This window comes from Cyclobacterium xiamenense (assembly GCF_042140265.1).
GTDB classification, from domain to species: Bacteria; Bacteroidota; Bacteroidia; order Cytophagales; family Cyclobacteriaceae; genus Cyclobacterium; species Cyclobacterium xiamenense_A.
In genome coordinates this window covers 1,267,076-1,290,400 of record NZ_CP159481.1, presented here as the reverse complement: position 1 = coordinate 1,290,400, position 23,325 = coordinate 1,267,076, and the positions used below count along the sequence as shown (strand labels likewise).

Genomic DNA, 23,325 nt, shown 5'->3' with positions numbered 1-23,325 from the left:
ATGGCAAGTACCGCTGACTTTAAAAATGGACTTTGCTTGGTGTTTAACCACGACATCATGTCAATCGTAGAATTCCAACACGTAAAGCCCGGCAAAGGCCCTGCATTTGTAAGAACCAAACTCAAAAGCCTCACGTCGGGAAAAGTATTGGATAAGACCTTTAGTGCGGGGGAAAAGGTCACCACCGCCAGAGTCGAAAAACGGCCGCACCAATACATCTACAACGACGATTTTGGCTATCATTTCATGGATACCGAGACGTTTGAACAAATTCCCATCGAAAAAAACCTGATCGAACGGCCCGAATTGTTAAAGGAAGGTCAGGTAGTAGACATTCTGATTCACGCCGAAACGGAGAAGCCGCTGGGGGTAGAACTACCTCCATTCGTCGAATTGATGGTGACCTATACCGAACCAGGAATCAAAGGCGATACGGCTACAAACACCTTGAAGCCAGCCACCCTGGAGACCGGAGCGGTGGTAATGGTGCCGCTTTTCGTAGATCAGGACATTCTCATCAAAGTCGATACCCGAGACGGTTCCTATTCCGAAAGGGTGAAATAAAGCGGATAGTTCCGTAGAAATTCATTAACTTACCTAGTGTTAATACATAAAAACCAGACGATCGCCTCCCGGAAATCCGGTACCAGGACGATAACTAAATAAACGATTATGAAGGCAAAAGAAATACAAGAATTAATTGACTTTATTTCAAATTCCGGATTGGCCGAGGTTAAAATAGAGACGGATGAATTCAAGCTTTCTATTAAGAAAAACTCGGAAGTGGCTGTAGCGAGAGCAGCCGATATCCCCAGCGCCGCTCCTGCTGCCGTTCCGCAGCCAGCAGCCAGCCAGGCGCCCGACACCAACAACAACCACACTCCTTCGACGGCTTCGTTTCTGGAGGTAAAATCGCCCATGATTGGCACCTTTTACCGTTCTCCCAATCCTGACTCCGATTTTTTTGTCAACGTGGGCGACGTAATTCAAAAAGGACAAACCGTGTGCATCATTGAAGCCATGAAACTTTTTAACGAAGTGGAATCCGAGGTGTCCGGAAAAATAGTCAAAATCCTGGTTGACGACGCTTCTCCGGTGGAATACGACCAGCCGCTTTTTCTGGTTGAGCCTCAGAATTGATTGTTTTTTCCAACCAAACTGACCTAAAAACGTGTTCAACAAAATATTAATAGCCAATAGAGGCGAAATAGCTCTTCGAATCATTCGCACCTGTAAGGAGATGGGGGTAAAAACGGTTGCTGTTTACTCCACCGCAGACAAAGATAGTTTGCATGTGCGGTTTGCCGATGAAGCCGTCTGCATCGGGTCTCCTCCCAGCAAAGATTCCTACCTGAATATTCCCCGCATTATCGCTGCCGCAGAAATCACCAATGCGGACGCCATCCATCCCGGGTACGGATTTCTTTCTGAAAATGCCGAATTTTCCCGAATATGCGAGGAATACAACATCAAATTTATTGGTGCCAGTCCCGAGATGATCAACCAAATGGGCGACAAGGCTACCGCAAAGGCCACCATGGCGGCAGCAGGTGTCCCGACCATTCCGGGCTCGGAGGGTTTGCTGGACTCGGTGGAACAAGGTTTGTCCCTGGCTTCGGAAATCGGCTACCCGGTCATTCTGAAAGCCACGGCCGGTGGAGGTGGTCGCGGCATGCGCATCGTCAATGAACCGGCGGGATTTAAGAAGGCATGGGACGATGCCCGACAAGAGTCCGCCGCTGCATTCGGTAATGCCGGACTTTACCTGGAAAAATTCGTAGAAGAGCCCCGCCACATTGAAATTCAAATCATTGGGGACGCTACCGGAAAGGCCTGCCACCTATCGGAACGGGATTGCTCCATCCAACGGCGCCACCAGAAACTGGTGGAAGAGACCCCCTCGCCTTTTATTACGGATGAGCTTCGGGAAAAAATGGGAAAAGCTGCCATCAAGGGAGCGGAGGCAATTGCCTACGAGGGAGCCGGCACCATCGAGTTTCTGGTAGACAAAAACCGAAATTTCTACTTTATGGAGATGAATACCCGAATCCAGGTAGAACACCCCATCACTGAAGAGGTAACGGATTTTGATCTGATCAAGGAACAAATCAAGGTGGCAGCAGGCCAACACATCAGCGGGAAAAACTATTTCCCGAAACTTTATGCCATGGAGTGTCGCATAAATGCCGAAGACCCAGCCAATGGATTCCGGCCCAGTCCCGGTAAAATTGTCAACCTGCACCTTCCAGGCGGCAAAGGCGTTCGCATCGACAGCCATGTGTATGCCGGATACGTGATCCCTCCGAATTACGACTCCATGATCGCAAAATTGATCGTTAGTGCCCAATCCAGACAGGAAGTAATCGTCCGAATGAAACGGGCCCTGGAAGAGTTTGTCATCGATGGGATTAAAACCACCATACCCTTCCATCTGGCTTTGCTCGAGGACCCCGAGTTTGTTGCGGGTAATTTCACGACAAAGTTTCTGGACACCTTCGATTTTTCAAGGATCAAAAGTACCAAAGAGGCCTGATTTGGTGTAAAAATTGAATTATTGTGTGCAAGACGTTTAAGGGAAGGCTTTGGCCTTCCTTTTTTTGTAGCTCGCCTTGAGACGGCCGGTCTCCGTCCATCCGGTACTTTCGTGGCAATTTTAACTATTGCTTGTAATTTCACGTATTAATTGTGAAATTGTTGGTTGTTAACTCATTAAGAAAGCCCGTAACCGATGCGTAGGTATCCAATTTATTTCCTCAGTGCCCTTACCTTATTGGGAGCTTGCTCCGAAAAGCCTGCCGACGGGGAATACATGGCCTCGGGAGACCAAATCAGCTACAATTTCCACGTTCGCCCCATACTTTCGGACAACTGTTTTGCCTGTCATGGACCGGATGAAAACAAACGGGAATCCGGACTTCGGCTGGATAGGGCCGAAAGTGCCTACGCGGCCCTGAAAGAAAACCCGGACGCCCATGCGATCGTGCCCGGCAAGCCTGCCGCATCCGAAGTGATCAAACGTTTGGAATCCACGGATGCAGCAGAAATGATGCCTCCCCCGGAGTCCAACCTGAAATTGAGCGAAGCCGAAAAGGAAATCATCCGTAGGTGGATCGATCAGGGGGCAGCCTACGAGCCGCACTGGTCCTTTGTGCCACCGGTAAAAGCAGAACTGCCCGAACTATCCGATCCCTCCTGGGCCCAAAACGAAATCGATTATTTTGTCGGGCGTCAACTGGAGCAGCGTGGCCTGGCCCCGAACAGTCCTGCAGAAAAAATGCACTTGCTCAAACGCCTGAGCATCGATTTGACCGGATTGCCGCCGGACCTGGAACTGATGCAATCCTATCAGGCCGACGAATCTTCGGAAGCTACCGAAAAAATCATCGAACCGCCTGTTGGATAGTCCTGCCTTCGGCGAACGCATGGCCGTGCTTTGGATGGACATCTCCCGGTATTCGGATAGCTACGGCTACCAGGACGACAACATCCGCACCCAGTGGCCCTACCGGGACTGGGTCATCCATGCCTTCAATAACAACATGCCCTACGATCGGTTCATCACCTGGCAGTTGGCAGGAGACCTGTTACCCGACGCGACCAAAGAGCAAATCCTGGCCACGGCCTTCAATCGCAACCACAAGTATACCGAAGAGGGCGGCGTGATCCCCGAGGAGTACCGGGTGGAATACAACGTAGACAAAACCAATACCTTCACTAAGGCCATCCTGGGTCTGACCGTGGAGTGCGCGCAATGCCACGATCACAAATACGACCCCATCTCCCAGGAAAACTACTTTCAGCTATACGCCTTTTTTAACAATACCCCCGAAAAAGGCTACGAAGGCGATGTAAGTATCTCCAAACCTGCTAAGAACCCCATCATGTGGATCGAAAAAGAGGACCTGCAGGGCGTGCTTGATTTTGTCAACCACAAAGACACCAGCAATATCATGGTATCGGTCATGGCTGACTTTAAAGACAGTCTCAGGACCACCTATATTCTGGACAGGGGGCTGTACGACCAGCCCACCCGGGAAGTACAGCCATCCACTCCCGAAGCCATTTTTTCCTTTGACGAGAACAAATACACCAAGAACAGGTTGGGTCTGGCCGAATGGACCTTTGCCGAGGACAATCCCCTCACCGCACGGGTCTTTGTCAACCTGATCTGGCAAGAGCTCTTCGGAGCCGGGATTGTGCGTTCGGCCGGAGATTTCGGCATGCAGGGTGACCTGCCCACCCACCCCCAGCTGCTGGACTGGCTGGCAGTGGATTTCCAGCAGAGCGGCTGGGACATCAAACAGCTCATCAAAACCATCGTCAGTTCGGCCACCTATCAGCAGTCGGCGGAAGTAGACCAAAAGAAACTGGAAAAAGATCCGGACAATTTTTACCTGGCGCGCGCCCCCCGGATACGTATGAATGCCGAACACATCCGAGACATGGTGCTGTTTAGCAGCGGACTGATGGTACAGGAACTGGGCGGTCCCAGCGTAAAACCCTACCAGCCGGAAGGGCTTTGGGAAGCCGCTACCTCCGGCCGGGGAGAGCTGGCCGAATACCGGCAGGATGCAGGCAAAGCCCTGTACCGCAGGGGATTGTACACATTTATTAAGCTGACCTCGCCTCCACCCAAGCCCATCATTTTCGATGGGAGTAACCGGGACGTGTGCGAAGTGACCCGAAACCGCACCAATACCCCCTTACAGGCGCTGGCCATGCTCAACGATCCCCTGGTATTGGAGGCCTCCCGGGTGTTGGCCGCCCGACTGCTTGACCAGGGAAAATCCGAGAGCGAAGCGATTGAGGAAGCATTTGCCCGCATCCTCTGCCGTCCTCCCACTGCGGAAGAACGTGACTTATTAACCGACTACTACCGGGAGGAGTTAAAACGGTTTCAACAGAATCCGGAGAAAATCCTGCACGCAGTTAGTGCCGGAGAATCCCCCCTCGGCCCGATGGGAGACACTGCTCAGGCAGCCGCCCTCATGCAAGTAGTAGTGGCCATATACAATGTAGAAGAAGCGATTACCAAAACCTGATATGGAAAAAGAACAATTAGAAAACGGATTGAACGAAAACAGGAGAAAATTCCTGTCCAAGATAAGCCTGGGACTGGGGAGTGTCGCACTGGGCTCGCTTCTGATTCCCGACTTGTTTGATGGAAAATCCCAGCTGGACACCGATAAGCTGATGGCCAGCCTGCCCCATTTCGCTCCCAAAGCCAAACGGGTGATCTATTTGTTTCAAAATGGAGCCCCCAGTCAGCTGGAATCCTTTGATTACAAACCTACGCTGAACAAGCGACTTGGGGAGGAACTTCCCGACTCCATCCGCCAAGGGCAACGCCTAACCGGGATGACAGCCGGACAATCCTCTTTTCCACTGGTCGGTTCGTACCACGGATTCAAGCAATACGGGCAATCCGGAGCCTGGGTGAGCGACCTGTTTCCCTATACGGCCAAAATTGTTGACGATCTGTGCATCGTCAAATCCATGCATACGGAAGCCATTAACCATGACCCCGCGCTGACTTTCTTCCAGACGGGGGCACAGGTGGGCAACCGACCCAGCATGGGCGCCTGGCTAAGCTACGGCCTGGGGAGTGAAAACAACAACCTGCCCAGCTTCTGTGTACTGCTGTCCCGGGGAAAAGGAAACGGCCAGGGTGTGTATTCCAAACTCTGGACCAATGGCTTTTTGGACTCGGTGCATCAGGGCGTGCAATTTTCCAGCGGGGACGATCCGGTACTCTACCTGAACGACCCCGAAGGTATGAATAAGACCGACCGCAGGCGCATGCTTGATAAGATCTCCGCACTCAACCAGATGAATTACCAGTCCTTTGGCGATCCGGAGATCAGTGCCAAAATACAGCAATACGAAATGGCATACCGCATGCAAACGGCCGTACCAGAGGTCACCGACGTGTCCAAAGAGCCCGACAGCATTGTCAAACTCTACGGTCCCGAATGCCTGGTTCCCGGCACCTATGCAGCCAATTGCCTGTTGGCACGAAAACTTTCCGAAAACGGCGTACGATTTGTTCAGTTGTACCATCAGGGATGGGATCAGCACGGCAACCTACCCAACGAAATGGCCGGACAGGCGCTGGATACCGATCAGGCATCCGCTGCCCTGATCACCGATCTCAAGCAGCGTGGATTATTGGACGAAACCCTGGTCATCTGGGGAGGGGAGTTTGGAAGGACCAATTACTGTCAGGGCAGGTTCTCGGCAGACAATTACGGCAGAGACCATCACCCGAGGGCCTTCTCCATCTGGATGGCCGGAGGGGGCGTAAAGCCCGGTATCAGCTATGGAGAAACCGACGAGTTTGGCTACAATATTGTCAAAAATCCTGTTCACGTACATGATTTTCATGCCACCATGCTTCACCTGCTGGGCGTAGACCATGAAAAACTGACCTTCAAACACCAGGGCAGACGGTACCGGCTTACCGATGTGGCCGGTAACCTGGTCAATGACATCATTGCCTGAGTCTTCACCCTCCTTTTCGCACGTTATGTTATCCAATAAATTGAAGGCCATTCTGGGCCAGATTGTATTTGCCGTCAATGTCTTTGTGCTCTTTCTGGTCCTTGCAGAAAACCGGGTGCTCATCCCCGACTGGCTGCATGTATTCGGACGCATGCACCCCCTGCTGTTGCACTTTCCCATTGTGTTGATCCTGATGGCCCTGCTGCTGATCGGCCTGCCCGACTTGCTGAAAAATCAGGAAGACAGCCGTACGTACGGCCGGGACCTGCTGCTGCTGGGTACCCTCACGGCCGGATTTACCGTGGTCGCCGGCCTATTGCTTTCTCACGAAAGCGGCTACGCGCAGGATGCCCTGAGCTGGCATAAGTGGACCGGACTGCTGGTCTTCTGGTCTTCCTCCTTGCTTTATAACTTCCTGCAGCACCCCAATCGGCTGATGATCAAATCCTCCGCGGCCTTTATAGCCCTGATCGTGGTTGTTTCCGGTCACCTGGGAGCCTCCATTACTCACGGGGAAGACTTCATCACCGGACCTTTGAAATCCGACGAACAGCTCGTTGTCAGCCTGGAAGAGGCAGAGGTGTTTGCCCACGTCGTATACCCCATCATCGAAAACAAGTGTGTCAGTTGCCACAAGGCCTCCAAGCAAAAGGGCGAACTGCGTATGGATGAGGTAGAACGCCTGCTCAAAGGCGGCGAATCCGGGCCTGCCATCGTTCCGCATGACCTTGAAAATAGCCTGATGGTGCAACGCATCAACCTTCCCCAGGAAGACGAAGAACACATGCCGCCGGAAGGAAAACCTCAGTTGACCGCCGAAGAAAAATCCATATTGGAAGCCTGGATTCAATCCGGAGCTCCGACAGAAGGGAGGGTACAGGAGCTACCCGATAGCAGCAGCATCTACAGCCTGGCCGTAAACAAATTCAGCGCCCGGCAAGTAAGCTATGATTTTGACGAAGTCTCCTCCGCTACCCTGGAAGAGCTTACCAATTTTTACCGAAAAGTACAGCCCCTGGGACTGGAATCTCCGGCGGTCTCGGTAAGCTATTTTGGCCGGGCTAACTTTGATCCCGGCTCGTTGGAGGAGTTGGCACCGGTACGGGTGCAAACAGTCTCCATCAACCTGAACAACATGCCCCTGGAGGACCCCGACCTGCAATCCCTGGCGGATTTTGTCAACCTGGAAAAACTCTACCTGAACTTTGCCTCCATCCAGGGACAAGGCCTGCAGTACCTCAAAGGACTCGAAAACCTCCAGCTGCTGTCCCTGGCCGGCAATCCTTTACAAGATGATGCCGTGACACAACTGGCGGAACTCAAAAACCTGAAAAAACTCTATCTCTGGAATACCGGCCTGTCGGAAAGCGCCTTGGACGAGCTGCGGGCAGCACTCCCAGGTACCCACATTGAAACCGGGGCCAGCGTCAGTGAAACGGTCCTGACGCTCAATCCTCCCGTGATTACCTTCGACCGCGCATTTTTCCGGGACAAACTCACCGTCCAACTCAGCCACCCCATCGGAGCGACCACCATCGGCTATACCCTGGACGGAACCGAGCCCGACAGCAGCAATCACCTGGTCTACACCGAGCCCCTGGAAATTGACTCTGACAAAACACTCAAAGCCCGCGCCTTTGCGGTGGGATGGATCGGAAGCCAGACCGCCGAAGCAGAATTCATCCAATCCACCATCGCTCCGGATAGCTACCAGATGAATTACCTTCCGGAAGATCGGCACAAGGGAGACGGACAAGAAAGCCTCTTTGATAGAAAGAAAGCCATTCCAGACGGATGGAACCTCAACTGGCTGGGTTTTCTCAACAACCCCCTGGAGGTAGAAATGGATTTTGATACCCCTACCACGATCAACTCGATGGCCTTGTCAATCTGGCAAAATGGTGGCGCCCGGTTTTTTCCACCGAGTGAGGTACAGCTTTGGACCCGGAATAGTCCGGATCAAACCTGGACACTGGCAAAAACTTACCAGCCCCGTCCCCTGACCAAGGAAGATCCCTCCCTGCTGCGGCAGCTGGAGATCCCCTTTGCTGCCAGCGACGTTCGCCACCTGAAGCTATTGGCCAAACCGGTCGAGCGCCTGCCCGCCTGGCACGGAGCCGCCGGAAACAAGGCCTGGCTCATGGTAGACGAAATCGTGATTAACTGACGTTCATTCCCTGCAAGGCAGGTTCATAAAAAAAGGCAATCCTGAAATTGCCTTTTTTTATTGCAAACAAATGCTAGAGGGTATTATCCTTTGCTTCTTCTTCACTTTGAGCAAGCAGAAAGGCTTTGATAAAATCGTTCAGTCCCCCATCCAATACCGTTTGCACATCGGATGTCTCGTGGCCCGTTCGGGCGTCTTTTACCAACTTGTAGGGATGCAAGACGTAATTCCGGATTTGGGAGCCGAAGTCAATTTTCATTTTTCCTGACTCTACCTTCGCTCTTTCCTCGTTCCGCTTATCCATTTCCAACTGATACAGGCGGGACTTCAGCATCTGCATGGCTTTTTCCCGGTTTGCGAGCTGGGAACGTTCCACCTGACAGACAACCACTATACCGGTAGGCTTGTGCGTCAGTTGTACCTTGGTCTCTACCTTGTTCACGTTCTGCCCGCCGGCACCGCCTGAGCGGGAGGTATGAAATTCTACGTCTGCAGGATTGATTTCAATGGTAATGGTATCGTCTACTACCGGGTACACGTATACGGAAGCAAAAGAGGTATGCCGTCTACCGCCACTGTCAAAGGGAGAAATCCGCACGAGTCGGTGTACACCGCTTTCGGATTTTAAAAAGCCGTAAGCAAGGGGTCCTTCAAACTCAAGCGTTGCCGATTTGATACCTGCTACCTCCCCTTCCTGCAAATCAACCTCACGGACCTTGTATCCGTTCTTTTCGCCCCACATGATGTACATGCGAAGCAAAATGGATGCCCAGTCGTTACTTTCTGTTCCGCCTGCACCGGGATTGATTTCCAGCATTGCATTCAACTGATCCTCCTCGCCGCTGAGCATCTTTTTCAACTCAAGATCCTCCACTTTCTGCAGCTGCTTCTGGTACTCTTTCTTAATTTCTTCTTCAGATACCTCTCCAGCTGTATAGAATTCCAACAAGACCTCCAGGTCCTGAACAGCGGTATCCACGGATTCATACTGATTGGTCCAGGATTTACGAGCCTGAATCTGCTTCATGATTTTTTCCGCTTCATCGGGCTCGTTCCAAAAATCAGGTTGAGCGGAAATCGCTTCAAATTCTTCTATTTCCTTTTTCTTCCGGTCGTAGTCAAAGGTACCTCCTCAAGGCCGAAACACGGGCCTTCAAGTCTTTCAACTGGTCTGATGTCATAATTACGTTTATTTTGGTTAAAATTACATGCAAATTTGGTCATTTACTCCCAGAATACCTATCGGGGAACGAAATGAACCTATTTATCTCCGGACGGCTCCAGTAAAATGGTCTGAATCTTATTTCTTCCCTTCAGCTTAAACCGTTTGTACCGCAAGGGCTGAAGGACCAAGCCCAGGCCTACCAGGCTTGCAGCCGTAGAAAGGGTGCCGGTGGAATACCGCAGTCCTCCCTCCGCATACAGGCTATTGATCCCACCGGCAAGCAGCAGCATTCCCCCTGCGGCCATGGAGAGAAAACTGATGTTTGCCAGGGTGCGGTTGCGTTCGTCTTTATCCCGGATATCGATGGCTTCTATCTGTTGCAAGGAAAGTACATTCTCGTCCAAAATCAGAACATCCTGGTGTATTTCGCGAATGTGATCCCGGATATAATAATCCAGCCCCTTTTGCAAATAGACCAACTCATCCCCTACTTCATAAACCTGCCGGGTCTTTTCGTTGGCACCCCGCTGCAGTAGGAGGTAATTTTGGCCGTAGACAACCGGCCCTGCCAGCATACACAACAGAAAAACGCTAAATAGTCGGGGCATGTAGCGGGTGATTGGAAGCACTTTTTAATATTTCATTATCCAGCCTCGCTCGTCTGGTACCTTCCCATATTTGATATCATCGAGCAGCTTCAAAATCCGGTCTGAAAAAGCGTTTTCCGATTTCTCAGGAAGGATATGATCCTTTCCATGAATATTAATGAGACGAATAAAGGCAACTGTAGCTGCCGTACCGGTACCAAAAGCTTCCTCCAGGGTACCGTCGACAAGAGACGCTTCCAGTTCGTTGACCGATAAAAACCGCTCTTCAACCGGAAATCCCATCTCCCGGGCCAGGGTCAACACGCTGTCCCGGGTGATTCCCTTCAGGATGGTGCCGGTGGTAGTGGGTGCAGTAATGAGGGTACCCTTGATCACAAACATTACGTTCATGGTACCGCTTTCTTCGATGTATTGATGGGTTTTGCCATCGGTCCAGAGCAGCTGATCGTAGCCTTCTTTCTGGGCCTTTAAGGCAGGAAAAAGAGATCCGGCATAGTTTCCGGCTGCCTTCGCCGAGCCGGTACCTCCTTCGATGGCGCGGGCATAGTGAGTTTCCACTTTTACGGCCACTGGTTTGGCGTAATATTGCCCGACGGGAGAGGTGAGAATCATGAAGGTGTATTTTCTCGAGGGACGAATACCCAGGTAGTCGTCTGCGGCAAACACGAAGGGGCGAATGTACAGGGAGCAGCCGGGTCTTTTGGGCACCCATTCCCGATCGACTTCCAGCAGCTTTCGCATGCCTTCCATGAATACTTCCTCCGGAACTGCCGGGATGCACATGCGGGCGGCCGATTCGTTGAGTCGGCGTTGATTTGCGTCTCCCCGAAATACCAGCAACTCTCCCGCTTCGTTTCGGTACGCCTTGAGTCCCTCAAAAACGGACTGCCCGTAGTGCAGGGTGGCATTTGCCGGATTGAGCTGCATGGGGCCGTAGGGCTCTACACGCAGGTTTTGCCAGACCCCCTCCTCGTATTCGGCAACAAACATGTGATCACTAATGATTTGACCAAATGCCAACTCATCAAAATTGGTACGCTCCAACCTGGACTGCCGGACTTTCTTAACGCTGATCGTCAATGTCTTATTCATAGGTATCTACTTCTCTGAACGCCAGGTGACTTCATTAACTTTCAATTCCAAGGCGAGTTGCCTGCCCAAAACGAAAAGGTAATCCGAAAGTCGGTTGACGTATTCGGTAATCAAGGGGTCTACGGGAGAGGATTCGGCCAACAATACAACGGCCCGCTCCGCTCTACGGCATACGGTCCGGGCAATGTGGGCAAAGGAAACCACCGGATGTCCACCCGGTATGATAAAATTTCTCAGCGCAGGCAGATTGGTTTCCATGGAGTCTATTTCCTCCTCTAGAAAGGTCACATCTTCCTTCCGTAGGGCAGGTAGTTTAAACGTTTTTAATTCCGGATCGGTTGCCAGTGAAGCCCCGATGACAAAAAGTCGGTCCTGAATGGCGTAAAGTTTTTCGGATCGCTTTTGGTTGACCTCCTGATCTCTCAAAAGTCCCATCTGCGCATTCAACTCGTCAATCGTCCCATAGGCGTCGATTCGCAGGTGGGATTTATGTACCCGGGTGCCGCCTAGAAGCGAGGTTTCCCCCTTATCTCCTGTTTTAGTATATATTTTCATCTGATTTCCATGGAAATGGATTAAACTGCTGACTTGTCTACCACGGTGGGATTGGGATTGACTTCATCCGATTCTACCAGCCCGTCCCGCAAGCGGATGACCCGATGGGCATAATGGGCAATGTCGTCTTCGTGGGTAACCATGATGATGGTATTCCCCTTCTGGTGCAACTCATGAAAAAGATCCATGATATCGTAGGAGGTTTTTGAATCCAGGTTTCCAGTCGGTTCATCCGCCAGAATAATACTCGGATTGTTCACGAGGGCCCGGGCAATGGCCACTCGTTGCCGTTGTCCTCCTGAAAGTTCGTTGGGTTTGTGGTGGATACGGTCGTCCAGGCCCACACTCTTCAATGCCAGAAATGCTTTTTCGTCCCGATCTTTCTTAGTAAACCCTGCATATATCAGTGGGAGTGCCACGTTGTCCAGGCAGGTGGCACGCGGCAATAAATTAAATGTTTGGAAGACAAAGCCAATTTCCTTATTTCGTATTTCTGCCAATTCATTTTCACTCATGTCGCTGACGTCCTTTCCATTCAGCACATATTTTCCAAAAGAAGGTGTGTCCAGGCACCCGATAATATTCATTAAGGTGGATTTTCCCGAACCGGAGGGACCCATAAACGCCACGTATTCTCCCCTATCCACTTCAATGCTTACCGACTTCAGCGCATGTACTTCCTCTGCACCCATGCGGTAAACTTTTTGCAATTCTTTGGTTTTGATAATTTCTGGCATACTGGCAACAAATTTGTAAAATGTGAAGATAGGGGATTAAAGGCAAAAACAGGAATTCCGCAGGTTAAATTATATTAATGGAACTAAAGATACTCCAATTGCAACCAGGTAAGCTCCTCCTGTCCGATCCAGCCAGCCATGATCGCCAGGTTGTTGCTTGCATAATGGTCCAGACCAATGATTCTACAGTAGCGTACCAGTTCAATCCAAAGCAAGGGATCTTTGTTGAATTGACTGGCCTCCTGTAAATGACGGTAACGGTCCTCATCGTCTTCCAGCGTATCCAGGCCGGCTAACACCACCGGAGTCAGGTAGGCATTTCCCGGCCTTACCGCATTCGCCGGGCTACTTTCTGATGCTGATTCATCCAGTATATTTTTTTCGTAAGCCTCTAAAAATGACTTTTCCTCGGTGGAAAGGGTCTGGGATGCGGTTGCAATGGCAAGCAATTCCCTCCGCTCCTCCGCCTCCAGCCAATGCCCCTTCTTCAGTAAAATCTCTCTGGCCAAATACTGCCTGAGTGTTTCGTTCTCCAGCTTCTCCATCGCCGGCATCAATTCATCACCCAACATTTTCAGTAAATCAGCCCGTATGCGGAAAAAAGTAACCGTCTCGTTTGTCAGCAGCGCTCCTTCCGAATCAAACACCATCCAATCCGGAAAAGCCAGCTGCTGTGTCCCGGCGATAAACCGTGCCTCCTCTTCCATACCCCCAAAATACAGGAAAGGCAGGTGAGCCGTTGTAAACTGGCTAAAGCCTTTGAGCGCCGCCTGTTTCCATTCAATGGCTGCTTTTTCGAAATCCCCCTCTCTGGAAAGCACCCAGCCGGCAAAGGCATGGTAATACCCTGCATTCCCGGAAAACCGGAATGCCATGCCATTCAATCGCTTCACTAATTCGTTTATCGCGTCCGCCCGGAACTCGAGCAATAAACGGGACTCGCGAATGCTTTCTTCCTCTGCCAGGGTTAAGGTCTCTCCCTCCGGCAGGTTTTCGATAAGAACCCGAACAGCGGCTTCCGAACCGGGTGCTACCCCAGCCGTTACCTGATTTCGCAACAAGGCCCGATTTACCAGATTTCTTGCCTGCGTCAGCGTATCCAGAGAGAGCGATCCCGGAGCAGGTATTTCCCTCGCATTGAAGGAAGCGAGTAGATTTACCTGCTGCTTCAGGGGAAACGCTGAAAAATCGCCAATCTCTCCGAGTTGATCCTCCTCGATTTCCAACGCTAATACATTTAATGCTTGCGCCGGGTTGGTTTCTTCAAGGCCTCGTAGCAGGTGCAGTGCATCCTGCGGGCGGTTCATCCGCTGGTAGATGAGCGCCAGGTTAACCGAAAGGTAGGGATTGTCCGGAAAGCGGCGCAGGCCCTGTTCCAGGTAATAAATGGCCTCGTTGGTACGCTGCCGCTTATCCATAAGCTGACTGAGCAACAGGATATCCGTCACCCTGGGGTTTTCTTCAAAGCTTCTAATCAGGGTGTTCAATGCCAGGGTGGGTTGGTTTTGTTCCAGGTACAAGTGCGCCGCTGCGAGCAGTGCCTTGTCGTTTCTCCGGTACTGCTCAAAGGCGTTCTCGTACAATACCGTAGCCTCCACCGGCCGCTTACTGGCGTAATAATAGTCTGCCGAAAGTTGGGTCGAAGCAGTGCCAAACTGAACAGCGATGATGCCATCGGCGTATACCAAAAAAATCAACAAACTCATCGCCCCACCCAGGCGCAGGTGAAAGAAGGGGAAAAACGGGGGTCTGTACACAATTTTATCGATTTCCTTTCCGCTATTGATAATGCCGGAAAAATTTACCCAAACGTATAAAACAAACAATAGTCCAAACCCCAACTGGCTGTAAACGAACAGGTGATTCAAGAAATCCACCATGGGGGTATTTGCCGTTGCCATTCCTTTCAGAAGCACCCAGAGGCAAATCGCAAACCCGGTCAGGTAAAACAACTCCCCCACCCAGGGTGCACCGAAAACCTGTGGACTGTTTCGGATTTTATGAAGGGTAACGGGGTAACCCACAATACCCACCAGAAGCACCAAAAGTTGAAATGGAGGCAGGGGGAACCAGCCGTTGAGACTACCGGTGAGGGCTAGCAGCATCAGCCCCATTAGCACCAAATAAAGACCGGAAATAATCGCAAAATGCCAGGCAATTTTGATCCCAACGCCGGCATTTAACCGGGCCAGAAACAGGTACAGACCGGTAAGAAAAACATTGCCAATGTACACCAAAAATCCGCCGGCGATGACCAGGGCCATCAGGCTTCCGTTTTCTGAAAACAACAAGGTGGGATTCGGTACCGAAGAAAAATAAATCAATACTCCCAGGCAGATCGTACCCGAACCGAAGAGAATAAGGGCTCTCCGCCCCGCAGAAAGCGATTCTCCGAAGAAATGGATCAAGGCTGCTGGTAGCAACAAGAATAGCAAAGCCAGGACGAATCCCGAATTGCTGCCCACGGCCCCTATATTGAGTCCATTTATACCACTGACCGTCAGTAACAGAATCAGCAGTGCGGCACCGACTAAGAAGGCATTTCGGTTCAAAAACGTGAGCAACCAAACACCCACCAGGAGTAACATCCAAAAAACCAGGCCCAGCAATTGGGTGGCTATGGGAAAGGATAAAGGGGCTTCTGACACATACTGATCCAACAAAAGCAAATTTTGTGTGAACAGATGCAGGTCGTCCACGCCAGAAAAAAAATGCCCAAGAGGAACCTGAATTCTCTCGACTCCGGTACGAACCGCAAGGGGATGTGAAGTGATTTCGGCGACGTGTAGGACCAAAATCCCAAGCCCTGCCCCGCAAAGGATAAAAAGAACAGGATACTGAACGGCTCTTACCCAGGCATCCGAACGCATTATTCCATTACCTTCGGAACGCGGAAATAATCAGAGTCACGTTGCGGTGCATTTTTCAGCCCTTTCTCGTGATCCAAATGCGCTCCAACTTTGTCTTCACGCATGACATTCACTTCGGATGACATGGTTATCAACGGCTCCACCTCGGAGGTATCCAGTTCGTTTAGTTTTTCTACCCAATCCAGAATCTGCGTCATGTCCCGGGTCATTTTTTTCGCGCCTCGTTCGTCAAACTCCAGTCTGGCAAGGTGCGCAATTTTCTTCAAAGAATTGATATCTATCTTCATGTACGATGCATTTTACTAGTTACAGGAGCGTTGTCCTTCCACAATTGCTCCTGGATGATTCGGTGGCATTTTTCTTTAAGCGGGCCCAGGTCCGCCGCCCCCAGACCCTCCACGGCAAGGGGGGGATGGACGACTACTTTTACGGGCCGGTAGCGCAGCAAAAAGCGGCCATCATCTGGCAAAATTAAATGATTGTAAGATAAAGTGACAGGAATTATCGGAATTTGTTTGTCCAGGGCCGCTTTGAATGCCCCGTCCTTAAACCGTGCCATGTCCGGTGGGCGTTCGCTCGAAATTCCTCCCTCTGGGAAAAATACCACGCTGCTCCCCTGCGCCAGCGCCTCTTTTGCTTTTTGCACGGATACCCCCCGACTCTTCAGGCTGTTTCTGTCGACTGCAATATGCAGATTTTTAAACATGTATCCGAAAAGCGGCACCTTTGCCAGGGAACTCTTGCCGATAAATACCAAATCGAAGGGAATGAGACCCAATACCGGAATGTCCAGGTAAGAGAAGTGATTGGCCACAATTACGTAGGGGGTATTCGCCTTGAAATGGTGTAGGTTCTCTATTCGTACCTTGAAAAAGAGCATCCCAAAAAACACTTTGGACCAAATTCGATTCAATCTCCTGCCCCTGGATTTTACTCCTGAGAACCTCAATGGTGTAGACAAAAACCGGCAGCAACACCAGAAACGTGAGAATAAACACCAGGGACCCATAAAGGGAATACAGCCTTTGGACGATTTTCTTCATTCGAACGCGTACTTTGGGTCTCGAAAATAAACAAAAATCAGGACCCGGACCCGATTCGATTCGATTATCCTGCGGACACCCCCCTTAGGTCTGGACTTTTTTTACCCGGATCGAAGTCCCTTCGGTGCTGATTACCTCGATTTTCTCTCCTTTGTCGATAAACTCACCCCGGGAATACGCGTCGTACATTTCCTCATCAATTAGTACTTTGCCACTGGGCATCAGCCGGGTATGGGAAACCCCCTGTTTTCCAAGCAAGTCGCTGCTGTAAAAGGAAGACGTATACCCCTCTGATTTTTGCTGCGTGCTGGCCAGGGAGATTCTACTGAAACTCTCCCATTGATTGACCTTGGGGGTTAGGGTGAAAATCAATACGGTCGCAACTATTGCTGACAAAATGACCGTCAGCAGGGCCGTAAAAAGTTTTCCGGAGCTCACGAAGGTAAAATCAAATTGTTCGTTGGGTAGCATGCCCGTGGTGAGGCCTGCTAGAATACAGACGATGCCCAGAATACCAAACACACCGAAACCGGGAACCACAAAAATTTCCACCGCAAGCAGGATGATACCCAGGATAAAAACCACCAATTCCAGATTGCTCGCCAGCCCCGTAAGGTAATAGGGAATGAAATACAGTACCACCGCAATGGCGCTGGCAGCCAGTGGAAACCCGATTCCCGGAGTCTGGATCTCGAAATAAATCCCGGCAAATATTACCAAAATCAAAAATCCACTGACAGCGGGATTCAGAAAAAAGGCGATGATGTCCTCGGCCAGTGAGGGAGCGTACCGATAAATTTCGTAGTTATCCAGCCCATTTCGTTCGATAATCTCCTCTATGGAAGCCACTTCGGCTTCGCAAAAACCATTGGCAATTGCCTCGGATACGGAAAAGGTGATCACCTCGCCCGCTTCGGAAATGCCCTCCACCTCCAGGTCTTCGTCTACCATGGCTTCTGCAATCTGTGGATTCCTACCCCGCGCTTCTGCCGTACTGCGCATCATGGAACGCATGTAGGACTGGTATTTGTCCGGGGCGGCCTCACCCCCGCCCCCCATCACTACGGTGGCCGCTCCGATGCTTCCCCCTCTGGCCATGTAAATGCTATCACAGGCAATGGAAATCAAAGCTCCGGCAGACGCTGCATCCTTGTCTATAAAGGAGTGAATCGGTACCTCTGACTCCAAAAAAAGCGTACGTATGTCGTCTGCATCGTTTACCGCTCCCCCGTAGGTGTCCATGTGCACGATGATCATCGCGGCATTTTTCTCGGCCGCGTCTTCCAGCGCCAGGCGAACCTTCCGGTTCATCCGCGGGTCAATATCGCTTTTCATGTCAAACACGTAGACCATCTTCACCGAATCGGCCGCTTCATCGCCTTGCCCCCATACCGGTAGCAGGGGTACTAAGAATGTACTTGCATAAAACAATAAACTTATTGCCAATTTCATTTATTACTAGATTTAATTCCACCTCTTGAATATACCAATAAAAACCGTCATTGTTCCCATTGAACGAAAATGGTGTTGCAATTGATAAAATAAATATGAAATTTGCATGAACATTGGAGATTTCTTATCAGAAAACTGTTTTTAAACATGAAGTGCTGGATTTTGATTTTGGGGATCATCGGTTTCGCAGTCCCCGTCAAGGGAAGCGTGTCGGTGGCGATGGATTCGGTGGGTATCGAGCGAATTGGTGACAAATCTTACATCGTCCACGAGGTGGCCCCTCAGGAAACGTTGTTTGGAATTTCCCGACGCTACGGCACGCCAGTGGGGGAAATTGTCCAGAGCAACGACAACCTGAAATCCGGTTTGAAAATTGGACAACGGATCCGCGTACCGTTTGTGGAAAAGAAAGCCCTCCCGGCAGGCGCGAAATTGCATCAGGTAAAGCCCGGGGAAACGCTTTTCTCTATTTCCAAAACTTACGAGACAACCGTGGATGAGCTCATGAAGTGGAACGAGCTACAGGGTACCGATATCAGTGTGGGGCAAAGCCTGCTTATCCAGGGACTGAAAGAAAAAGAGGAACCCGTTGCGGAAGAAAAAATCGAAGAGACCGTTGAACTGGCGGATCAAAACGTGGGCCTCACCAACGAAAATGTAGGGCCGGTGGCGAAACCTTCCGACAAAAAAATAAAAAAGCAAGCCGAAAAGGCCACCCCGGAAGCGGCTGAATCGGGCACATCCAACCGCACATCCTCCGCCAGTGCACCTACGGTATCTACTACCGGTAATTGGATTTCTCACAAGGTGGTCCAGGGAGAAACCCTCTTCGCCATCGCCAGGAATTACGATGCCAAGGTGCAAGACCTGATCCAGTGGAACGGTCTCTCCTCCAATAATTTACGGATCGGCCAAACCCTTAAGGTAGGGCGCGATACCAATGCCCAAATTCCCGTAACGCAACTTCCCGGGCCTTCGGAACCAACTACCGAGGCTGTTCCCAGCAGCCCCAAATCCGCACCACAACCTGCATCCGCGCAGGGAGGTGCCAGTTCCTCATCGACGATCGATACCTCCACCGCTTTCAAAAACATTTCAGAAAACGGACAGGCGGAAGTAATTGCAGGTACGGGTAACCATAAAAAATACCTGGTGCTTCACCGCACCGCCCCTGTCGGTACCATTATGCGCATTCGGAACGAAGAAAACGACGTGACGGTTTTTGCTCGGGTAGTTGGGGTGCTTCCGGATACCGGTGACAACAACAAGCTGTTGATCAAGGTGTCCAAAGCTGCGTTCGATCAGCTAAAGGCAGTCAACCCCCGGTTTCGGGTGGCCATCTCGTATTGATGGATTTTTGGAACACCGCAGGCGCATGAGCTCCCTGGTCCGTGGTAACGCCCTTCCCGCAGCGCTTTCCCGATCTTATCGGCCTACCGCTCCCGGATTTTACAAATGCAGGGATTCCGGATAAATGGTTAAATTGCGGGAATGGATGAAAATGGTATACACACAGGTTTGATACACGATGAACGTAAGAAAGAATAAACCCGTTATAGGCATAAGTATAGGCGATATCAATGGCATTGGCGCCGAGGTAACGATGAAAGCATTGCAAGACAGCCGCTTGCAGAAGATGATTACCCCGGTGATATACGGTCATGGGAAAGCGATCACTTACTACAGGAAAACGCTGGAAATGAATGACTTCAACTTCATGCAGGTGCGAAGCATTGAGGAAATTCACCATAAAAAAACCAACGTAATCAATGTGGTCCAGGACTCCCCGGAGGTAAATCCCGGTGTAGAAACCAGAGAGGCAGGAAAAATGGCCCTTGCAGCCCTGGATCAGGCCATCGTAGACCTCAAGGCCGGCCACCTGGACGCATTGGTCACTGCTCCGCTGAACAAAAACAACATCAATACGGAGGAAACGCCATTTATCGGACACACGGAATACCTGACAGAGGCCTTTGAGGCGGGAAAAAGCCTGATGTTTATGGTGTCTGAGGACATGCGCATCGGCCTGGTAACGGGACACCTACCCCTTCGAGAGGTGGTATCTTCCATCAATGCCGAGACGATCAAAGAAAAACTAAAAATTATGCTGAAATCCCTGAAACAGGATTTTGGCATTGCGAAACCAAAGATCGCCGTGTTAGGCGTCAATCCCCATGCCGGCGAGGACGGGCTATTGGGCTCAGAAGAGAGAGAAATCATCGAACCGATGGTCAAGGAATTCAAAGACAAAGGAAACCTAATCTTTGGCCCCTACCCTGCGGACGGTTTTTTTGGCATGATGCACCAGAAAAAATTTGATGGGGTTCTGGCAATGTACCACGATCAGGGCCTGGTCCCATTTAAAACTGTGTCCTTTGATTCCGGCGTTAACTATACGGCAGGGCTCCCCATTATCCGCACCAGTCCGGACCACGGTACGGCCTACAACATTGCCGGAAAAAATTGTGCAGAAGCAGGCTCCATGCGCGCAGCCATTTACCTGGCCCACGATATCATTAAACGCAAAAATGACTGGGGTCCAGAGAATTAAAATAAAAAGCGCCCATAGTTTAGAAAACAAAAATTATTCCTTAAATTTGCGGTCTTAATTCGGAAAATGAAATTCATAAGGAACTTCGACATTGACATCATCCGGTTGAAAGAAGGGGAGCATCTGTTCCACTTTGAAATAGGTGAGGAATTTTTGGCTCACTTTGAAAAAATCAAAGAGGTGGTTCATGCAGCTGCCATTCAGGTGGAGGTAAGGCTGGATAAGCGCATCAACCTGATTGAAGTAGATTTCGACGTAAAGGGTACTGTGGGGCTGACCTGTGATAGGAGTTTGGAGAAATTCGACCAGGGAGTTGACGTGCAACACAAAATCCTGTACAAATACGGAGAGGAGGAGAAAGAGATCAACGAGGAGGTTTTTTTGATCACCAAAGACACTCCTGCCATCAACGTCGCCCAGTTGATGTATGAGTTTATTCTCCTGGCTATTCCGGCGAAGAAAATTCATCCGGATCACCGGATCGAGGGAGAAGAAGCGGAAGAAGAAGACGGATGGATTGTATACGAAGCAGGGGACGAAGAAAACGAAGACGATACCAATAAAGCCGAACAAAATCCATTTTGGGAGGCGTTAAAAAATCTAAAAAGTAACGAATAATCTAAAATCAGGTAGATATGGCACATCCTAAAAGGAAAATTTCCAAAACCAGAAGAGACAAGCGACGAACGCATTATAAATTAAACGCTCCCGGTTTGGCACAATGCCCAACCACCGGTGAATTTCACTTGCCGCACCGTGCCTTTTGGCTGGATGGCAAACTGTATTACAAAGGACAGGTCATTATTGAAAAAGAAGTGGTGGCCTAATCGCTCTGAAAATACCTTTTTTGAAACTGCCCGGAAAAAATTTTCCGGGCAGTTTTTTTATCTCTCGCATCCACTTATTTTTCTTTTTCAAGCAAGGACTTCTCCAGAAACTTTTGTCGGATGATCTGCTGTACGGGTCGGTTTTCGATTTTGCTCTCCAGCCAGGAAATGATATCCAGGTACAAAAAAGCCCGTTTTTCGTACGGGTGATGCTCGTATACAATTAGTTTTTCCCGCAGTTCAATAAACGCCGCTTTCAGTTCGTGGTCATAAATCCGGCTTAGGTTTCGAACAAATCGGACCATTTCTTTCTGTACCTGGTGCAAATCGTCCATTTTGATCAAAAACCGGTATACATTCCGAATTTGCCCGTCCAATTTTTCGTCTCGTCCGGCTTCGTAGCTGGCAATCAATTTGAGGATGTGCGCAAAGCACTGCAAGTCCTCCCGAAGTCCATCCTGATTGTTTTGGATCACCTGATCCAGGTAGTAAATGGTCTTTTCGTTGTCCCCATGCCCAAAATACAAACAGGCAACCTTGTAGTGCAGGACCATGAGGTGATGCACGTCCAGCTTACTCCGGAGGGGCTTCATGTCCTTCAACAAGGCCGGCACCACCTCTTCCACCCCTTTGGTGAATTCGCCCTTCAAAAAATGGATGTTCACCAAATTGGAATACAGGTACAAAAACGCCAGAATCCGACTATTGTCATCCATCTCGCATGCGCGGCGCTTGAGGCTCACCTGAAATTCCTCCAGTACCGTCGAGAACCGGTCGTAGTACCCCAGGTAAAAAAGGGTATCCAACAGGTAATGGTAGGCTTTGAGGTAGTTCCCGGTGGCTACATTGATCATGTGGGGGTGGGAATAAAACAGGTCTACCCAATGCTGTGCCGCCCGGTAACACAAGGGAAAGTCCTGAATGATATGAAAATACCATACCTGTGCCTGGTACAGGTACATTTTCTCGTAAAAGCCCAGCGCTGCCAGGTCGAAAGCCGGCATGCTTTGTTTGTAAAACCTTTCTAACATGAGGCGCCCTTCCCGATCCTTGATGTATCCGGTCTTGAGGTAAATACCATACAGCTGAAGTGAAAGGCTGGAAAATCGGTTTTTCAAGTCCACACTTTCGGACAAGGCGGCAGACTCCCGACTGAGTACCTCCGCACGATTCCGGATACTCCGGGTGATGTGTTGGGATTCAATGACTTTTTCCATTTCCACCACCCGCAACATCACCGTATCCAGACCGTATTGACTGGCCATTTGCTTCGCTTTGTCCAACACCTTCAGGCTTTGCATGTACAGGCCCTTGTTAAACAGAATCCGACCAAAGTCAATCTGCTCGTTGAGCTGCAATTCGATATTACGATCGGCGTACAACAACCGCAGGGAGGTTAGGAGTTGTTTGTACAGGTGCGCCTTCATGTTGGGAAGCTGCTTCTTACTTACCGGCACCTTTTCGAGCAGCTGCTTTTCGTCGTAGATCTCCATTTTGTCCAGGACATCAAAAAGCTGCAAGAATTTAGCGCCTTGATTGGAAGAAAGCCGCCTCGCAAAAAGCGTGAAGTTTCGCTTTTCAGAAGGCGATAAACTGGCTATCAAATCAAATAAAGAATCTTTTTTTAAATTGGATATCATGAAAATTAAATTATAAAACACTGATTTTCTGATTTTTATACCAAAATATTGCAAATCAGGCATCGGACATACCAAGGTAATTGAATTTATCGACCCATGCGAAGGTTTTACATTAGT

At 50.2% G+C, this 23,325-nt stretch carries 19 protein-coding genes and 1 pseudogene; 10 read left to right on the top strand and 10 right to left on the bottom strand.

Features of this window, described 5'->3' with window-relative positions; all coding sequences use genetic code 11:
- From efp to ABWH99_RS05520, 6 genes and pseudogenes are all read left to right on the top strand, one after another.
- Entirely contained in the window at positions 1 to 564 is a 564-nt protein-coding gene (gene efp / locus ABWH99_RS05545; RefSeq protein WP_375585299.1) for an elongation factor P, read from the top strand.
- A 108-nt stretch (positions 565 to 672) separates the two neighbouring features.
- Positions 673 to 1,140 carry an acetyl-CoA carboxylase biotin carboxyl carrier protein gene (accB, locus tag ABWH99_RS05540; protein WP_375585298.1) on the top strand — a complete coding sequence of 156 codons (468 nt, stop codon included), beginning with the start codon at positions 673 to 675 and terminating at the stop codon, positions 1,138 to 1,140.
- 31 nt (positions 1,141 to 1,171) lie between these two features.
- On the top strand, positions 1,172 to 2,533 hold the full coding sequence (gene accC, locus ABWH99_RS05535; protein ID WP_375585297.1) for an acetyl-CoA carboxylase biotin carboxylase subunit: 1,362 nt from the start codon (positions 1,172 to 1,174) through the stop codon (positions 2,531 to 2,533).
- A gap of 195 nt (positions 2,534 to 2,728) precedes the next feature.
- Positions 2,729 to 5,042: pseudogene (locus ABWH99_RS05530) on the top strand (PSD1 and planctomycete cytochrome C domain-containing protein).
- A gap of 1 nt (position 5,043) precedes the next feature.
- Entirely contained in the window at positions 5,044 to 6,501 is a 1,458-nt protein-coding gene (locus ABWH99_RS05525; RefSeq protein WP_092173898.1) for a DUF1501 domain-containing protein, read from the top strand.
- Positions 6,485 to 8,668, top strand: a complete 2,184-nt coding sequence (locus ABWH99_RS05520; protein WP_375585296.1) for a c-type cytochrome domain-containing protein — start codon at positions 6,485 to 6,487, stop codon at positions 8,666 to 8,668. Before ABWH99_RS05525 ends, ABWH99_RS05520 begins: the two co-directional genes overlap by 17 nt.
- Positions 8,669 to 8,741: 73 nt before the next feature.
- Here ABWH99_RS05520 and prfB read toward each other — a convergent pair.
- The 9 genes from prfB to ABWH99_RS05475 all read right to left on the bottom strand — a co-directional run bounded on the left by prfB (position 8,742) and on the right by ABWH99_RS05475 (position 18,190).
- A protein-coding gene (prfB, locus tag ABWH99_RS05515; protein WP_375585295.1) for a peptide chain release factor 2 occupies positions 8,742 to 9,849 on the bottom strand; the annotation gives its coding sequence in 2 pieces (ribosomal slippage) (positions 8,742 to 9,797 and positions 9,799 to 9,849; 1,107 coding nt in all).
- A 79-nt stretch (positions 9,850 to 9,928) separates the two neighbouring features.
- Positions 9,929 to 10,441, bottom strand: coding sequence for a hypothetical protein (locus tag ABWH99_RS05510; RefSeq protein WP_375585294.1), 513 nt, complete (start codon positions 10,439 to 10,441; stop codon positions 9,929 to 9,931).
- A 24-nt stretch (positions 10,442 to 10,465) separates the two neighbouring features.
- The gene (locus tag ABWH99_RS05505; protein ID WP_375585293.1) at positions 10,466 to 11,533 is read right to left on the bottom strand and encodes a branched-chain amino acid aminotransferase; all 1,068 of its coding nucleotides are present in this window, start codon (positions 11,531 to 11,533) and stop codon (positions 10,466 to 10,468) included.
- 6 nt (positions 11,534 to 11,539) lie between these two features.
- The gene (locus tag ABWH99_RS05500; protein WP_375585292.1) at positions 11,540 to 12,088 is read right to left on the bottom strand and encodes a cob(I)yrinic acid a,c-diamide adenosyltransferase; all 549 of its coding nucleotides are present in this window, start codon (positions 12,086 to 12,088) and stop codon (positions 11,540 to 11,542) included.
- Between the two features lie 20 nt (positions 12,089 to 12,108).
- Positions 12,109 to 12,825, bottom strand: a complete 717-nt coding sequence (locus ABWH99_RS05495) for an ABC transporter ATP-binding protein (protein WP_375585291.1) — start codon at positions 12,823 to 12,825, stop codon at positions 12,109 to 12,111.
- Positions 12,826 to 12,908: 83 nt separating this feature from the next.
- On the bottom strand, positions 12,909 to 15,695 hold the full coding sequence (locus ABWH99_RS05490) for a tetratricopeptide repeat protein (RefSeq protein ID WP_375585290.1): 2,787 nt from the start codon (positions 15,693 to 15,695) through the stop codon (positions 12,909 to 12,911).
- Positions 15,695 to 15,982, bottom strand: a complete 288-nt coding sequence (gene gatC, locus ABWH99_RS05485) for an Asp-tRNA(Asn)/Glu-tRNA(Gln) amidotransferase subunit GatC (RefSeq protein ID WP_375585289.1) — start codon at positions 15,980 to 15,982, stop codon at positions 15,695 to 15,697. The genes ABWH99_RS05490 and gatC overlap by 1 nt, the downstream gene beginning before the upstream one ends.
- Entirely contained in the window at positions 15,979 to 16,608 is a 630-nt protein-coding gene (locus tag ABWH99_RS05480; protein ID WP_375585288.1) for a lysophospholipid acyltransferase family protein, read from the bottom strand. The genes gatC and ABWH99_RS05480 overlap by 4 nt, the downstream gene beginning before the upstream one ends.
- Before the next feature lie 214 nt (positions 16,609 to 16,822).
- The gene (locus ABWH99_RS05475; RefSeq protein ID WP_375585287.1) at positions 16,823 to 18,190 is read right to left on the bottom strand and encodes a nodulation protein NfeD; all 1,368 of its coding nucleotides are present in this window, start codon (positions 18,188 to 18,190) and stop codon (positions 16,823 to 16,825) included.
- A gap of 147 nt (positions 18,191 to 18,337) precedes the next feature.
- Between ABWH99_RS05475 and ABWH99_RS05470 the strand changes: the two genes are divergently transcribed.
- The 4 genes from ABWH99_RS05470 to rpmF all read left to right on the top strand — a co-directional run bounded on the left by ABWH99_RS05470 (position 18,338) and on the right by rpmF (position 21,568).
- Entirely contained in the window at positions 18,338 to 19,540 is a 1,203-nt protein-coding gene (locus ABWH99_RS05470) for a LysM peptidoglycan-binding domain-containing protein (protein WP_375585286.1), read from the top strand.
- Between the two features lie 178 nt (positions 19,541 to 19,718).
- Positions 19,719 to 20,741: a 4-hydroxythreonine-4-phosphate dehydrogenase PdxA gene (gene pdxA / locus ABWH99_RS05465; protein WP_375585285.1), complete on the top strand. Its 1,023-nt coding sequence runs from the start codon at positions 19,719 to 19,721 to the stop codon at positions 20,739 to 20,741.
- Positions 20,742 to 20,807: 66 nt separating this feature from the next.
- Positions 20,808 to 21,359, top strand: coding sequence for a DUF177 domain-containing protein (locus ABWH99_RS05460; RefSeq protein ID WP_375585284.1), 552 nt, complete (start codon positions 20,808 to 20,810; stop codon positions 21,357 to 21,359).
- A 17-nt stretch (positions 21,360 to 21,376) separates the two neighbouring features.
- On the top strand, positions 21,377 to 21,568 hold the full coding sequence (gene rpmF, locus ABWH99_RS05455) for a 50S ribosomal protein L32 (protein WP_092173857.1): 192 nt from the start codon (positions 21,377 to 21,379) through the stop codon (positions 21,566 to 21,568).
- Between the two features lie 74 nt (positions 21,569 to 21,642).
- Here the strand turns inward: rpmF and ABWH99_RS05450 are convergent, their stop codons facing one another.
- Complete coding sequence (locus ABWH99_RS05450) at positions 21,643 to 23,208, bottom strand: hypothetical protein (RefSeq protein ID WP_375585283.1); 1,566 nt, start codon at positions 23,206 to 23,208, stop codon at positions 21,643 to 21,645.
- Positions 23,209 to 23,325 lie beyond the last annotated feature (117 nt).